Raw genomic sequence first — 15726 nt, forward strand, 5'->3', positions numbered from 1 at the left:
AGACCGATGATCAACGTCGATTTGCAACAACTGATCCAGGCACTGGATGCCGATACCCGGCGCGACCTGGAGCGCTGCGCCGAGCGTTGCGTGGCCCGTGGCGGCAGCAAGATCCTGGTCGAGGACTTGCTGCTGGAACTGCTGGAGCGGCCCCAGGGGCTGCTTGCCCGGGCCCTGCAGGATGCCGGGATCGAGGCCGCTGAGCTGGTGGCGGTGCTGCAACCCGGGACCGAGCACAGCGCTTCACGCAACCCGGTGTTTGCACCGGAGCTGGTGCAATGGCTGCAAGACGCCTTGCTGGTGGCCAGCCTGGAACTGGGGCAGACCCAGGTGCAGCAGGCGGCGTTGCTCCTGGCCCTGCTGCGCAACCCGCTGCGCTACGCCGGCAGCCGCTACCAGCCGTTGCTGGCGCGCTTGAACAGCCAGCGCCTGAAAGACTTCGCCCTGGCCCAGCAGGGTGATCCCGAGGCCCCGGGCCAGCCCCTGGCCGCTGGCGAATCGCTGTTGCAGCGCTTCACCCACAACCTCACCCAGCAGGCCCGGGACGGCCGGCTCGACCCGGTGCTGTGCCGCGATGAAGCGCTGCGCCAGATGGTGGATATCCTCGCCCGACGGCGCAAGAACAACCCGATCATTGTCGGCGAAGCCGGGGTCGGCAAGACCGCGGTGGTAGAGGGGCTGGCGTCGCGGATTGCCGCCGGTGAAGTGCCCCAGGCGCTGCAGGGCGTCGAGTTGCTGGTCCTGGACATGGGCTTGCTGCAGGCCGGGGCCAGCGTCAAGGGCGAATTCGAGCGTCGCCTCAAGGGGGTGATCGACGAGGTCAAGGCTGCGCCGCGGCCGATCATCATGTTCATCGACGAGGCCCATACCCTGATCGGTGCTGGCGGCAACGCCGGCGGTGGCGACGCCGCCAACCTGCTCAAGCCGGCCCTGGCTCGGGGCGAGCTGCGCACCATCGCCGCCACCACCTGGAGCGAGTACAAGAAATACTTCGAGAAGGACCCGGCCCTGGCCCGGCGTTTCCAGCCGGTGCAGTTGCACGAGCCCAGCGTCGACGAGGCGGTGACCATCCTGCGCGGCCTGGCCCCGGTCTATGAAAAGAGCCATGGCATTTACCTGCGCGACGACGCGGTGGTGGCGGCGGCGGAATTGTCGGCGCGCTACCTGGCGGGCCGTCAGTTGCCGGACAAGGCGGTGGATGTGCTGGACACCGCCTGTGCCCGGGTGCGCATCAGTCTGGCGGCGGCGCCGCAGAGCCTGGAACGGCTACGGGCCGAGCTGGCCGAAGGTGGGCGCCAGTGCCAGGCCCTGCGGCGCGATGCCGAGGCCGGGCTGAGTATCGACCAGGCGGCCCTGGCCCAGCTGGAACAGCGCCTGATCGAGGCTGAGCAGGAACGCCAGGCCTTGGAGCAACGCTGGCTGGAGCAGCGCCGGCTGGCCGAGCGCTTGCTGGTCCTGCGCCAGGAACTGGCCCAGGCCCGCGCAGCCGCGAGCGCCAGCCCCCAGGACCCGGCGCAGACCCCGCCAACAGTGGACCTCGATGCCCTGCAGGCAGAACTGGAGGCGGTCCATGGCCTGTTGAGCAGTGCGCAAACCGCGGAGCGCCTGGTCAGCTTTGAAGTGTGTCCACGGCTGGTGGCCGAAGTCATCAGCGCCTGGACCGGTGTGCCCCTGGAGCAGCTGGCCCGCGAGCACAACGCCCGGGTGGCCAGTTTCGCCGACGATCTGCGGGCGCGGATCCGCGGCCAGGAACAAGCGGTGCAGGCCCTCGATCGCTCCATGCGCGCCGTCGCCGCCGGCCTGAACAAGCCCGACGCGCCGGTGGGGGTGTTCCTGCTGGTGGGCCCCAGCGGGGTCGGCAAGACCGAAACCGCCCTGGCCCTGGCGGACCTGCTGTACGGCGGCGAACGCTTCCTGACCACCATCAACATGTCCGAGTTCCAGGAGAAACACAGCGTCTCGCGGCTGATCGGCTCGCCGCCGGGTTACGTCGGTTATGGCGAGGGCGGCATGCTCACCGAAGCGGTGCGTCAGAAGCCCTATTCGGTGGTGCTGCTGGACGAGGTGGAGAAGGCCGATCCGGACGTGCTCAACCTGTTCTACCAGATCTTCGACAAGGGCCTGGCCAACGATGGCGAAGGGCGCGCGATCGACTTTCGCAACACCCTGATCCTGATGACCTCGAACCTCGCCAGCGAACGCATCGACGCCCTGTGCCAGGGCCCGCAGCGGCCCAGTGCCGAGGACCTGGAACAGGCGATCCGCCCGGTCCTCAGTGCCCACTTCAAGCCGGCGCTGCTGGCCCGCATGCGGGTGGTGCCGTTCTACCCGGTGGACGCTGCGGTGCTGCGGGAGCTGATCGAGATCAAGCTGCAGCGCCTGGGCCAGCGCCTGGGGCGCCGGCAACTGCAGTTCAGTCATTGCCCGGAACTGGTGACGCAACTGGCCCGGCGCTGCGGGCAGAGCGACAGCGGTGCGCGGCTGATCGACCACCTGCTGGAGGCGCATCTGATGCCCCGGGTGGCCGATCGCCTGTTGCAGGCCATGGCCAGCGGCGAGTCCCTTGCGCAGGTGTACGCCACGGTGGATGCAGACGGCGGCGTGGTCTGCGAGTTTGCGTGAGGGCAGCCGGATGTTTACCCAGATTGCCCAACCACTGGCCTACGCCGAATCCCTGCTGGGGATGTACTGCGACCTGGCCAGGAGTTGCGACGAGGCCAGCCTGCTGGCGGACTTCGTGGCTGCCGTCGCCCGGCTCAGTGGTTGCCAGCTGGCCCAGCTGTACCTGCTGGACACCACCCATACCCGCCTGGAGCTTTGCGCCGAGTGTTTGAGCGACGCCACGCGGCCGCGGCCGGTGGCCGAGCTGCCGGCGGACTACAACGGTGAGCAGCTGTTGCAGTTTTCGCTGTGCCAGGACCGCGTGCTGTTTCTCGCCGACCTGGGCTGCGGCCTGTACCAGACCGACTTCCTGCCGGAGGCCGGCGGTGCCTGGCGCTCGCTGCTGTGCGTGCCCCTGGCCAACCCCCAGGGCGCGGTGCAAGGGCTGCTGCTGTGCGCCAGCCGCGAGCCTGCCCAGTTGCAGGGGTTTGCCGGTTCGTTGCGCCTGTCGGGGAGTTTCCTGCTGGCCCAGCGCAGCCTGCGGCAACACTGGCGGCGCGCGGCGACCACGCTGCCGACCGAGCCCGAGGCCCCGCGCCGGGCCGGCGACTACGGGCTGATCGGCAGCAGCCTGGCCATGCGCCAGACCTGCCAGCTGATCAGCAAGGTGCTGCACAGTCCCTACACGGTGCTGCTCCAGGGCGAAACCGGCACCGGCAAGGAAGTGGTGGCGCGGGCCATCCACGATTACGGACCGCGCCGCTTGCAGCCCTTCATCGTGCAGAACTGCGCGGCCTTGCCCGAGCACTTGCTGGAGAGCGAGTTGTTCGGCTATCGCAAAGGCGCGTTCACCGGCGCCGACAGCGATCGCATCGGCCTGTTCGAGGCGGCGCAGGGCGGCACGCTGCTGCTGGATGAAATCGGCGACATGCCGCTGGTGCTGCAGGCCAAGTTGTTGCGGGTGTTGCAGGAAAGCGAAATCCGCCCCTTGGGCAGCAACGAGCCGCGCCAGATCGATGTGCGCATCATCGCTGCCACGCACCGCGACTTGCCGACCCTGGTCAGCAGCGGCGAGTTTCGCGAGGACCTCTATTACCGCCTTGGCCAGTTCCCCATCGAACTGCCGCCCCTGCGCCAGCGCGCGGGAGATGTGGCGCAACTGGCGCGCTACTTCTGCGACAAGACCTGCGCCTTCCTCCAGCGCGAAGCATTGCAGTGGTCCGACTCGGCGCTGCAACTGCTCGGCGGCTACGCCTTTCCCGGCAACGTGCGCGAGCTCAAGGGCCTGGTGGAGCGAGCGGTGCTGCTGTGCGAAGGCCGCGAGCTGCTGCCCGAGCACTTGCTGCTGCAACGCTCGGCGCCGGACGACTCGCCGACCCTGAACCTGCGGCTGCGCATGGAACAGATCGAGCGCGGCCTGTTGCTGGAATGCCTGCACAAGCACGGCGGCAATCGTACCCACGCCGCCCGCGAGCTGGGCATGTCGCGGCGTGCCCTGCATTACCGCCTGGCGCGCTTGCAGATCCAGCCGCTGGAACCCGAGGCGTCCTGCTCATGAGCGCGCTGTGGCGGTGTTTGTCGCTGACCGGCGGCGCCCGATTGCTTGGGCGCCGCGCCCCTTACCTTGATCCGGAGAACCGCTGATGTCCGTTCGTCCCTGGCCCTTTGTCCTGCTGTTGCTGGTGGTTTTCGGCCACCTGGGTGCTTGCAGCGGCAATTACAAATTCAATGACCCCAGCTACCGCCCGCTAGGTGACCCGCAGACGGTCAACCGCGGCAAGTGAGCGCAAGGAGCAGCACCATGGAACTGGTTTTTGAAATGCTCGACAGCCCTCAGCGCCTACCGGCCGCAAGCGTCAGCAAGACCTTCGGGCAGGGCGGGGGACGGATCGGCCGCGGCGCCGATTGCCATTGGGTGATTCCCGACCGCCAGCGGCACCTGTCCAACCACCACGCGCAGGTCAGCTATCGGGACGGTGCGTTCTTCCTCACCGATACCAGCAGCAACGGCATCGTCCTCAAGGACAGCGGCGCGCGCCTGCCCAAGGGCACGCCGCTGCGCATCGAGCAGGGCAGCACCTATGTGCTGGGGGGCTTCGTGATACGCGCGCGGCTGATGCCGGCGAGCGCGCCCCTGGCGCTGGACGTCGGCCGGCCGCTGGCCGCGGGCAGCATCATTCCCGATGACGCCTTTCTCGATCCGGACCCGCTCAAGGCCCTGGCGATGGAGGAGCAGGGCGAGCTGACGGACGATCCTTTGGCGCTGCTCGACAGCCCGCCCCAGGCCCTGGAGCCTTTCGCCGACTACGCGCGGATCGACACCGAGCACCTGCTGGTGCCCGAGCTGGTGGCGCCCACGCCGCTCCCGCCGGCGAACCCGGTGTCGCCGCTCCAGGGCCCTGGGGAGTCGTTCTGGGAGCAGTTTGCCGAGGCCCTGGGCGTTGAACTCAAGGACCTCGATCCACCGGCCCGGGAGGCCCTGGCGCTCAAGGCGGCGCGCCTGTTCAAGCAGAGTGTTGCCAGCCTGCAGCAGAGCCTGCGCACCCGTAGCGAACTGAAGAACGAACTGCGCCTGGGGCAGACCCAGGTCCAGAGCGCCGGCAAGAACCCGCTGCGCTTTGCCCCGGACGCCAACGAGGCCCTCGAACGGCTGCTGCTGGACGACAAGCCCGGACAGTTGTCCGGGCCCCAGGCCATTGCCCGGGCCTTCGGCGATTTGCAGGCGCATCAGGTGGCCTTGCTCGCCGCCAGCCGGGCCGCACTGCGCAGCACCCTGGAGCACTTCTCGCCGCAGCAGTTGACCCTGCGTTTCGAGCGCGACGGCAAGCGCCCCTGGCTGGCCACCGCCGGGCGTCACTGGCGGGCCTATACCCGCTACCACCAGAACCTGCGCCTGGACGACGACTGGAGCGAACGCCTGCTGGCCCGGGACTTTGCCCAGGCCTACGAGGAGCAGCACCGGCTGATTTCCACCCTCAACACCCACGCTCACCAAGGATGATCCCCATGCTTCGCTGCAAGGTTTTGTTGATGCGCGCCGCGACCCTGCTGGCGTTGTCGCTGCTCGGCGCCTGCGCCTCGATGTCGCCGTATTCGAGCCTGACCAAGCTCGACCTCAGGCTCAGCGCCAGTGACCAGTTGAACCCCGACCTCAACGGCCGGCCGTCGCCCATCGTGGTGCGGCTGCTGGAGCTCAAGCACCCGGTGGCCTTTGAAAACGCCGATTTCTTCAGCCTCTACGAGCGGGCCAAGGAGTCCCTGGCCCCGGACCTGGTGGCCAGCGAGGAACTGGAACTGCGGCCCGGGCAGAGCCTGGAGCTCAAGCTCAGCGTCGAGCGTGACAGCCGTTATGTCGGGGTGCTGGCGGCCTACCGCGACCTGCCGGAAACCCGCTGGCGCTATGTGATTCCGATCACCGCGATGGAGGTCACCCGCAGTGAGCTGATCCTCGACCAGGCGGGCATTCGCAACCGTCTGCAACCTCTGGCCCGGGCGGATGAACAGCCATGAACGAACATAAAGTCATCTGGCAGGAAGGCATGTTGCTGCGGCCCCAGCACTTCCAGCACAACGACCGCTATTTCGACCATCAGCTCAAGACCCGCACCCAGCTGCTGGGCAGCTACACCTGGGGCTTTCTCGGCCTGGAGATCGACCTGCAGTACCTGAACATGGGCAAGCTGGTGATCAGCCGGGCCTCGGGGATCCTGCCGGACGGCAGCCTGTTCGCCCTCGGGGAGAGCAGCGAGCCCCTGGCCCTGGACGTGCCGGCCAACACCGGCAAGACCTCGGTGTACCTGGCGCTGCCCCTGGTCACCGGCAACCACATCGAAGCCCGGCGCGCCGAGCAGTCCGATGTGCTGGCGCGCTACATCACCTACGAAGCGCAGATCGCCGACTCCAATGCCGACGACGACTCCAGCAGCCAGATCAGCTGCGGGCGACCGGACTTCCGCCTGTTGCTGGGGGAGCAGCAAAGCGACCAGGCCTACGTCAAGCTCAAGGTCTGCGAGGTGCAGGGCAGCAACGCCGAAGGGGTGATCAACCTCGATCAGGAGTTCTTCCCGACCTTCATCCAGACCCACGCCTCGGCCTACCTGCTGTCGTGCCTGAAGGAGGTGATCAGCATGCTCGCCCACCGTGGCGACACCATCGCCGAGCGCATCCGCTCCAATGGCAAGGTCGGTGGCGCCGAGGTCGGCGATTTCATGATGCTGCAGCTGATCAACCGCAGCGAAGTGGTGCTGCGCCACTACCTGGACCTGGAGCAGGTGCACCCGGAGGAGCTGTATCGCACCTTGCTCGGCATGCTGGGCGACCTGTCGACCTTCTCCAGCGAGAGCAAGCGCCCGCGCCTGGACACCCGCTACCAGCACAGCGACCAGGGGGCGAGTTTTCGCAGCCTGATGGACGCCATCCGCCAGGTGCTGTCCATGGTCCTGGAGCAGCACGCCATGGAGCTGGCCTTGCAGGAGCGCCAGTACGGCATCCTGGTGGCGGCCCTGCACGATCACTCGTTGCTGGAGTCGGCCTCCTTCGTCCTGGCCGCCAGCGCCAACTGCGACGCCGAAGAGTTGCGGCATCGCCTGCCGGCGCACCTCAAGGTCGGCCCGGTGGAGAACATCCGCCAGCTGGTCAACCTGCACCTGCCGGGGATCAAGGTCAAACCGCTCTCGGTGGCGCCGCGCCAGATCCCGTTCCACTCCAGCAAGACCTATTTCCTCCTCGAATTCAGCCCCCAGGAGCTGACCCAACTGGAACGCTCCGGGGGCTTTGCCTTCCACGTTTCCGGGGAGTTCTCCGAGCTTGAGCTGAAATTCTGGGCCATCAGGAACTGACTGCCATGACCAAGGACAGTGAATACCCGCAGGACGACAAGACCGTCCTCGTCGATCGCCACGAGCCCCACGCCGGCAGCGGCCCGCTGACGGACTCCGTCGCGCCGCCGCGTATCGAGCAACTGGAGCAGCGGATGATCTATGCCGCGCGCCTGCAACCGGCCCAGGCCTTCAACGTCAGCCTCAACGCCCTGGTGGCCGCGGCGTCCGAGCTGCTTTCGGAAGTGGTGCGGCTCAAGCACAGCGTGGTGCGCGAAGACCTGGGCGCGCTCAACCAGCAACTGAGCGCCGCCATCCGGCGGTTCGAGGCCCGGGCGCTGCACGACGGCGCCGAGGCCGGCCAGGTGCGCAGCGCCCGCTATGTGCTGTGCACGGTGGCGGACGAGGCGGTGGTGAGCACCCCCTGGGGCAATGAAAGCCAATGGTCGCAGATGAGCCTGCTGAGCAGCTTTCACAACGAGACCTTCGGCGGTGAAAAGGTCTTTCAGCTGCTGGAGCAACTGACCCGCAATCCGCTGCGCCACCTGCCGATGCTGGAGCTCATCTACCTGTGCCTGTCCCTGGGGTTCGAGGGCAAGTACCGGGTCGCGCCCCGCGGCATGCTGGAGCTGGAAGGCATCCGCGATGCCCTGTATCGGCAGATCCGCCAGTTGCGCGGCGACGTGCCCCGGGAGCTGTCGCCGCAGTGGCAGGGCTTTGGCGATCAGCGCCCGGACCTGGTGCGGATCGTGCCCTGGTGGACGGTGGCGCTGTTCACCCTGGTGAGCCTGGCGGTGATGTATTCCGGGTTTGCCTGGGTTCTGGCGCAGCAGCGCGAGAGCGTGCTGCAAGCTTATCGTCAGCTTGATTCGGCGGCGTCCGTGAGTGCGCCGCAAGACGGGAAACTGTGATGAAGACTCTGTTGAAGAAAGTCGGTCTGTTCCTCGCCAGGACCTGGGTCTGGACCCTGGTACTGGTGCTGTTGATGGCGTTGCTGGTGTGGTTCGTCGGGCCCTTGCTGGCGGTGGATGACTATCGGTTCTGGGCCAGCACCACCGCGCGGCTGTTGACCATCAGCGGCTTGTGCCTGATCTGGGGCCTGAGCATGGTGTTCGTCAACTGGCGCGCCGGGGTGCGCAAGACCGCCCTGGAGGACAGCGAGGAAGGCCGGCAGAGCCTGGAGCGCGAACAACGCATGGATGACGAGGAGAAAGAACTGCGCAGTCGCTTCAAGGAAGCGCTGCGCACCCTCAAGACTTCCAGCCTGTATCGCGGCCGCAGCGAGCGCTGGCGCCAGGACCTGCCCTGGTACCTGCTGCTCGGGCCCAAGGGCGCCGGCAAGACCAGCCTGCTGGATTTTTCCGGGCTGGAATTTCCCCTCAATCGCATCGACCGCAAGCTGACCCGCGACACCCAGGGCAGTGCCCACTGCGACTGGTACTTCGCCGAACACGGGGTGCTGATCGATACCGCCGGGCGTTACCTGACCCAGCCCGATCCAGAGGCCGACAGCCACGCCTGGAGCACCTTGCTCGGCCTGCTGCGCAGCCGTCGGCGCAATCGGCCGCTCAATGGCGTGCTCCTGGCGCTGCCGGTGGACGTGTTGCAGGGCGGCGACGAACAGGCCCTGGAGCTTTTCGCGCGCCAGGTGCGCAGTCGCCTGCAGGAAGTGCGGCAAAAACTGCATGTGGAGGTGCCGGTGTACCTGGTGCTGAGCAAGGCCGACCAACTGCTGGGGTTCGACGAGTTCTTCGATCAACTGAGCCGTGAAGAGAGCGAACAGGTGCTGGGTGTCAGCTTCCGTCGCGAGCAGGACGGCACCGATGTGGCGGTGCTGCGCGATGAATTCGAAGACCTGCTGCGGCGCCTCAACAGCCAGATGATCATGCGCATGCACCAGGAGCGCGACACTCAGCGTCGCGGGCGGATACTGGATTTTCCGCACCAGCTGGGACTGATCGGCGAGCGCCTGTGCCTGTTCGTCGACATGGCCTTCACTGGCAACCGCTACCAGCGCGCCAGCCTGTTGCGTGGTTTCTACCTCACCAGCGCGCCGCACCTGAGCCAGTCACTGGACCCCGACACGGCCGGGATCGGCGCCAACCTGGGCCTGCCGAGCAGCCTGTTGCCGAACCTGCACAGCGGGCGGGCGCGATTCATTCATCACCTGCTCAGTCAGGTGATCTTCCCCGAAGCCGAACTGGCGGGCCTGGAGAAGGGCGAGCGCCGGCGCATCGATTGGGGCCAGCGCGCCCTCTATGTGGGGGCGCTGGGTTCCCTGGGGCTGTTCGGGCTGGTATGGGCCAGTGGCTTTTCCGCCAACCATGGACGCCTGGAGCAACTGCGCGAACTGGCCCGGGAATGGACCCAGCAACGCGCTACCCTGAGTGACCGGAGCGACGCCATGGCCGCGCTCAAGAGCCTGGACCTGAGCGACCAGGCGACCCGGGTGTTCCCGCCCAAGGGCCAGGTGTCGCTGCATGAGCGCGGCGGTCTGTACCAGGGCGAGGCCAGCAACCCGCTGCTGCGCGCCGCCTATGAGCGCGAGCTGCAAGAGCAGCTGCTGCCGAAGGTGGCGCAGATGCTCGAAGGGCAGATCCGCAGCAACCTCAAGGACCGCGAGCGCCTGCTCAACAGCCTGCGCGCCTACCTGATGCTCAACCTCAAGGAGCGCCGCGACCCCAGTTGGCTGCGGGACTGGGTGGCGGCCGACTGGTCGCGGCGCTACCCCGGCAACAGCGCGGTGCAGAACGGCCTCAACCTTCACTTCGAGCGCCTGTTGCAGCAACCCTTCAGCTACCCGCTCAATGAGCCGCTGGTGGCCCAGGCGCGCCAGGTGCTGCGCAGCGAGTCGCTGGCCGACGTGATCTACCGGGTGCTGCGCGAGCAGGCCCGGAGCCTGCCGGACTATCGCCTGAGCCAGCACCTGGGGCCCCAGGGCCACCTGCTGCTGGGCGCCGATTATGTGATCCCGGGCTTCTACACCCAGCAGGGCTATCAGCAGTATTTCTCGATCCAGGGCGCCAGCCTGGTGAGCGACATCCTCCAGGACAACTGGGTGCTGGGGGAGGGCAGCGACATCAGCGGCATGGACCTGCGCCAACTGATGGTCAAGCTGGAACAACTGTACTTTCGCGACTACGCCAACCACTGGGGCGAGGCGGTGGGCCGGGTGGCCCTGCAGCCGATCAACGATGCCAGCGAAGGGGCCGAGCAAGTGGCCGGCCTGACCTCGGCCAACTCGCCGATCCTGCAACTGCTGGTGGAAGTGCGGGAGAACACGCGCTTTCCGGTGCTGGCCGAGCCCGCCGCAGAGCTGAGCGAGGCCGCCGACCAGCTGGTCGGTGGCGGCGCCTTGGGCAAGGTCGCGGCGGCGGCCGCGGGCAAGGCCAAGGACGGGTTGCTGAAAAAACTCCCGGACACCGCGCGCAAATCCCTGCAAAGCCGCTTCGAGCCGCTGCACCGTTTGCTCGACGACAACAACGGCCCCACCGCGGACCTGGCCCCGGCCCTGCAGGCGCTCAACGAACTGCAGCTGCAACTGGCGTTTCTGGCCCGCTCCGGCAATCCCGAGCAGGCGGCCTTTGAAATGGCCAAGACCCGCATGAGTGGCCAGCGCGATGCCCTGAGCACCCTGCGCACCAGTTCCGGGCGTCTGCCGCGGCCGGTCAGCGCCTGGTTCAACCTGCTGGCCGAGGACACCTGGCGCCTGGTGCTCAACGACGCGTACCAGTACCTCAACCAGCGCTATCAGGGCGAGCTCTACGGCTTCTACGGCAAGGCCATCAAGCAGCGCTATCCGTTCGATGCCCACAGCAGCAGCGAGGTGGCCATCGGCGACTTCCGCGAGTTCTTCAAGGCCCAGGGCCTGGCCGAGCGCTTCTTCGACACCTACCTGCGGCCCTTCGTGGTGGGCGATCCGGGCAATTACCGGCTGCGCAACATCGACGGCTACAGCCTGCCGGTGTCCCGGGTCTACCTGGACCAGATGGCCGCGGCCCAGGTCATCCGCCAGAGCTTCTTCGCCGAGAACCCTGCCGAGCCCCAGGTGCAGTTCCGCCTGGAACCCTACACCCTGGACCCCAGCGTCAGCCGCGCCGAGTTCCGCTTCGGCGACCAGCAGATCGAGTACCGCCATGGTCCGATCGTGCCCATGGCCTTCAAATGGCCCACCGATGCGGAAAACGGCCGCACCAGCCTGGTCCTGGAAAAACTCGCCGGCCGGCCCATCGGTATCGAGAAGAACAGCGGTCCCTGGTCGCTGTTCCGCCTGTTCGACCTGATGCAGAACGAATACCTGAGCGGACGCGACGTGATGGTGATCAAGGCCGACCTGGGCGGATTGCGGGCCAATTACCTGCTGCACAGCCAGCGCACCCCCAACCCCTTCGACATGGGCGTGCTGCGCAGCTTCCGCCTGCCGGTGCAGCTCTGATGAACGCTGCCGGGACCTGGCGCAGCGCGGCCCGTACCGACCCGGGCAAGGTTCGCCGGCGCAACGAGGATGCCTTTCTCGACTGCCCGGAGCGCGGCCTGTGGGTGGTGGCCGACGGCATGGGCGGGCACCAGGGCGGCGACATCGCCAGCCGGCTGATCGTCAGCAGCCTCGCCGAGCTGCCGACCGAGGACAGCTTCGAGGCCCGCCTGGCCGGCGTGCGCCAGTGCCTGCACTGGCTCAACCGGCGCCTGGGCCAGGAACTGACGGTTACCGCCGGACGGCGCGACAGCATCATGGGCAGCACCGTGGTCGCGCTGTTGCTGCAGGGCGATCGCGCCGCCTGCGTCTGGGCCGGTGACAGCCGCTGCTACCTGTGGCGCGAGCAGCGCCTGTACCAGCTGTCGCGGGATCATTCGCTGATGCAGAAACTCATCGACGAGCAGCAGATGAGCGTCGAACAGGCCCGCTCGCACCCGGCGGCCAACGCCCTGACCCGGGCGGTGGGCGCCAGCGAGCGCCTGAGCCTGGAAGTGCTGGAACTGCAGGTCTATCCCGACGACGTGTTCCTGCTGTGCAGCGACGGCCTGTACCAGGAGTTGACTCGCAACGCCTTGTGCCGTGCCTTGAGCCTGGCGGCGCCGCAAGTGGCCTTGCAGCGTTTGTTCGAGGACGCCCTGGACGGCGCGGCGCGGGACAACCTGACCGCGGTGGTGGTGCGCCAATGAACCTGCCGCTGTTGCACCCGCATTCACCCTCGCCGGCGCCGGGCGAACTGACCCGGGTGGTGGCGGCTGCGGCAACGCAGCCGCGGCCGGTCAAGGGGCGCGGCAAAGGCTCCAAGGGGCGCGGCAAGGCCCGGGGTGGCGGCAAACGGCGCTTGCCGACCGGCCCGCCGCTCAAGGCGCTCGACCCCCAGGGCGGGCTGCCCCAGGTGCTGGCCGGGCGCTACCGGCTGGAGCGCTTGCTGGGGGCCGGCGGCATGGGCGTGGTGTACCGCGCCCGGGACCTGCTGCATGAACAGTTCGGCGACCCGGAACCTTATGTGGCGGTGAAGCTGCTCAGCGAAGCCTTCGCCGATGCGCCGGATGCCAGCGCCTTGCTCTACGGCGAATTCGCCCTGACCCGGCGCCTGCACCATCGGCACATCGTGCGGGTGCACGGCTTCGACGTGGACACCGGGCATGCCTGCGCCTTTATCACCATGGAACAGCTGCGCGGCATGCCCCTGGACCAACTGCTCTGCCAGTGGCCCCTGGGGTTGCCCTGGGCGCAGTCGCGGGAGGTGATTCTGGCATTGCTGGAGGCCCTGGCTTACTGCCATGGCCGCGGGGTGCTGCACGGCGACCTCAAGCCCGGCAACCTGATGCTCGGCGATGACGGCCTGCGCCTGTTCGACTTCGGTCTGAGCCGCGCCGCCCAGGGTCGGTTGCCGGGCCTGCCAGGGCTCAACCGCCAGCGTTTCGCCGCCTGGACTCCCAGCTACGCCGCCCCGGAGCTGCTGGAAGGCGCGCCGCTGTCGGCAGCGGCGGATCTGTTCGCCGTGGCCTGCGTGATCCACGAACTGGTCAGCGGCAAGCACCCTTATCGCCGCCTGCCCTCGACCCAGGCCCGGGACCAGCAGCTGGACCTGCAACTGCAACGCCCGCGCCAACTGCCGGAGTACTGCTGGCCGGCGCTGCGCACGGCCCTGGCGCTGAATGCCGCGGAGCGGGCCATCGGCGTCGAGGAACTGCGGGATGCCTTTGCCCCCAGGGGCGGCTGGCTGGGCGGCTGGTTGCAGCGGCATGAACCATGAACAGCGAACAAGGAGCAGCACATGTTCAACTCGGCCAGTGAAACCCACTTCAGCCTGAGCGTCGAAGACTTTGCCAATGACTTGCAGGTGCTGGGATTCAAGGGCTCCGAAGGCATCAGCCAACCCTTTCGCTTCGACCTGCAACTGGTCAGCGACAACCCGGCCCTGGACCTGGAAGGGCTGCTGCACAAACAGGCCTTTCTCGCCTTCGACCCCCAGGGCCATGGCATTCATGGCCAGATCCAGCGCGTGGCCCAGGGCGATTCCGGCCAGCGCCTGACCCATTACCAACTGTCCCTGGTGCCGCGCCTGGATTACCTGCGCCATCGCACCAACCAGCGGATCTTCCAGCAACGATCGGCGCCGACCATCATCGCCGCGATTCTCGAAGAGCACGGCATCCTCGCCGATGCCTATCGGTTCCAGATCGAGCATCCGTGTCCGGCACGCGACTACTGCGTGCAGTACGACGAGAGCGACCTGCACTTCATCCAGCGCCTGTGCGAAGAAGAGGGCCTGCATTACCACTTCCAGCACAGTCGTGGCGGCCACCTGCTGGTGTTTGGCGACAATCAGACCGCGTTCCCCAAGCTCGGCCGCCCCACCGCCTATGTGCGCGGCAGCGGGCTGGTGGCCGACGAGCCGGTGATCAAGGGCTTGGAAGTGCGTCTGGAGTCGCGCACCAGTCGCACCAGCCGCCGCGATTACGACTTCGAGAAACCGCGCCTGCAACTGGAGGCCGCCTACCGGCCCGAGGCCGCAAGCCCGGAACCGGACCTGGAGGACTATGACTACCCCGGACGCTTCACTGACCGTGCCCGGGGCAAGTTGCTCAGCCAGCGCGCCCTGGAACGCCACCGCGCCGACTATCGGCAGGCCGAGGGCTGGGGCGATGAACCACGGCTGGTCAGCGGGCATTTTCTGCAATTGTCCGAGCACCCGCGCCGGGAATGGAACGACCTCTGGCTGCTGACCCAGGTGACCCACGAAGGCAAGCAGCCCCAGGTGCTGGAAGAGTCCATCACCAGCGATACCCGGGCCGAGGACGGCTTCCAGCAGGGCTACCGCAACCGCTTTCTGGCCACCCCCTGGGACGTGTTCTACCGACCGCCGCTCAAGCACCCCAAGCCCCAGGTGCTGGGCAGCCAGACCGCGGTGGTCACCGGCCCGGCGGGGGAGGAGATCCACTGCGATCAGTACGGCCGGGTCAAGGTGCAGTTTCATTGGGACCGCGAGGGCCAGGGCGACGACAAGAGCAGTTGCTGGCTGCGTGTGGCCTCCGGCTGGGCCGGCGACCGCTACGGCGCCCTGGTCATCCCGCGCATCGGCATGGAAGTGCTGGTGAGCTTTCTCGAAGGCGACCCCGACCAACCCCTGGTCAGCGGCTGCCTGTACCACAAGGAACACGAAGTGCCCTACACGCTGCCAGCGCACAAGACCCGCAGCGTCTTCAAGACCCTGAGCTCGCCGAGTGGCGGCGGTTTCAACGAACTGCGCATCGAAGACAAGAAGGGCGCCGAACAGATCTTCGTCCACGCCCAGCGCGACTGGGACCAGAACATCCAGCACGACCAGAAGATCCGCATCGGCCACGAACGTCACGACAGCGTGGAGCAAAACGCCTACAGCGAATTCAAGGCCGAGGAACACCGCACCACCCACGGCGCGCGCAAGACCGAAATCCGCGCCGACGACCACCTCACCGTGGCCGACACCCAACACATCAAGCTCGGCGTGGCGCAACTGACCCAGGCCGGCCAGGAAATCCACCTCAAGGCCGGGGACAAGATCGTCATCGAAGCGGCCCTGGAAATGACCCTCAAGGCCGGCGGCAGCTTTATCAAGCTCGACCCCGGCGGCGTGACGATCGTCGGGCCGCTGGTGAAACAGAACGCCGGCGGCGCCCCGGGCAGTGGCAGCGGGATCGCCATCAAGGCGCCGTTGCAGCCGGGGGCGGCGGATCGGGATGTACCGGGAGCCTTGCCCCAGGTCGCCGCGCCCAACCCGCCGCCGGTGTGCAAGGAGTGCCTGGCCCGGGCCAAGGCCAACAACCAAGCGCTGGAAGCACGCTAGAG

Annotated in this window: 11 protein-coding genes; all 11 read left to right on the top strand. The window is 67.5% G+C overall.

From position 1 onward, the window contains the following. The first annotated feature begins 6 nt into the window (after positions 1–6). Positions 7–2622 carry a type VI secretion system ATPase TssH gene (tssH, locus tag PST29_RS11305; protein WP_060843093.1) on the top strand — a complete coding sequence of 872 codons (2616 nt, stop codon included), beginning with the start codon at positions 7–9 and terminating at the stop codon, positions 2620–2622. 10 nt (positions 2623–2632) lie between these two features. Further along, complete coding sequence (locus PST29_RS11310) at positions 2633–4159, top strand: sigma-54 interaction domain-containing protein (RefSeq protein ID WP_060843094.1); 1527 nt, start codon at positions 2633–2635, stop codon at positions 4157–4159. A gap of 85 nt (positions 4160–4244) precedes the next feature. Further along, the gene (locus tag PST29_RS11315) at positions 4245–4385 is read left to right on the top strand and encodes a hypothetical protein (RefSeq protein WP_060843095.1); all 141 of its coding nucleotides are present in this window, start codon (positions 4245–4247) and stop codon (positions 4383–4385) included. A gap of 17 nt (positions 4386–4402) precedes the next feature. Further along, a complete protein-coding gene (tagH, locus tag PST29_RS11320; RefSeq protein WP_060843096.1) occupies positions 4403–5602 on the top strand; it encodes a type VI secretion system-associated FHA domain protein TagH in 1200 nt (399 codons plus the stop codon). Positions 5603–5607: 5 nt separating this feature from the next. After that, positions 5608–6111, top strand: coding sequence for a type VI secretion system lipoprotein TssJ (gene tssJ / locus PST29_RS11325; RefSeq protein WP_060843097.1), 504 nt, complete (start codon positions 5608–5610; stop codon positions 6109–6111). Then, entirely contained in the window at positions 6108–7439 is a 1332-nt protein-coding gene (gene tssK / locus PST29_RS11330) for a type VI secretion system baseplate subunit TssK (RefSeq protein ID WP_060843098.1), read from the top strand. The genes tssJ and tssK overlap by 4 nt, the downstream gene beginning before the upstream one ends. 5 nt (positions 7440–7444) lie before the next feature. Further along, positions 7445–8329, top strand: a complete 885-nt coding sequence (icmH, locus tag PST29_RS11335; protein ID WP_060843099.1) for a type IVB secretion system protein IcmH/DotU — start codon at positions 7445–7447, stop codon at positions 8327–8329. Next, positions 8329–11853, top strand: coding sequence for a type VI secretion system membrane subunit TssM (gene tssM / locus PST29_RS11340; RefSeq protein WP_060843100.1), 3525 nt, complete (start codon positions 8329–8331; stop codon positions 11851–11853). The genes icmH and tssM overlap by 1 nt, the downstream gene beginning before the upstream one ends. Next, the gene (locus PST29_RS11345) at positions 11853–12581 is read left to right on the top strand and encodes a PP2C family protein-serine/threonine phosphatase (protein ID WP_060838547.1); all 729 of its coding nucleotides are present in this window, start codon (positions 11853–11855) and stop codon (positions 12579–12581) included. The genes tssM and PST29_RS11345 overlap by 1 nt, the downstream gene beginning before the upstream one ends. Then, positions 12578–13651, top strand: a complete 1074-nt coding sequence (locus tag PST29_RS11350; RefSeq protein WP_082729210.1) for a serine/threonine-protein kinase — start codon at positions 12578–12580, stop codon at positions 13649–13651. The genes PST29_RS11345 and PST29_RS11350 overlap by 4 nt, the downstream gene beginning before the upstream one ends. Positions 13652–13672: 21 nt before the next feature. Further along, complete coding sequence (gene tssI / locus PST29_RS11355; RefSeq protein ID WP_060843101.1) at positions 13673–15724, top strand: type VI secretion system Vgr family protein; 2052 nt, start codon at positions 13673–13675, stop codon at positions 15722–15724. The last annotated feature ends 2 nt before the right edge of the window (positions 15725–15726 follow it).

Origin of the sequence: Pseudomonas sp. St29 (assembly GCF_001547915.1) — a bacterium.
In the GTDB taxonomy this organism is placed as follows: domain Bacteria; phylum Pseudomonadota; class Gammaproteobacteria; order Pseudomonadales; family Pseudomonadaceae; genus Aquipseudomonas.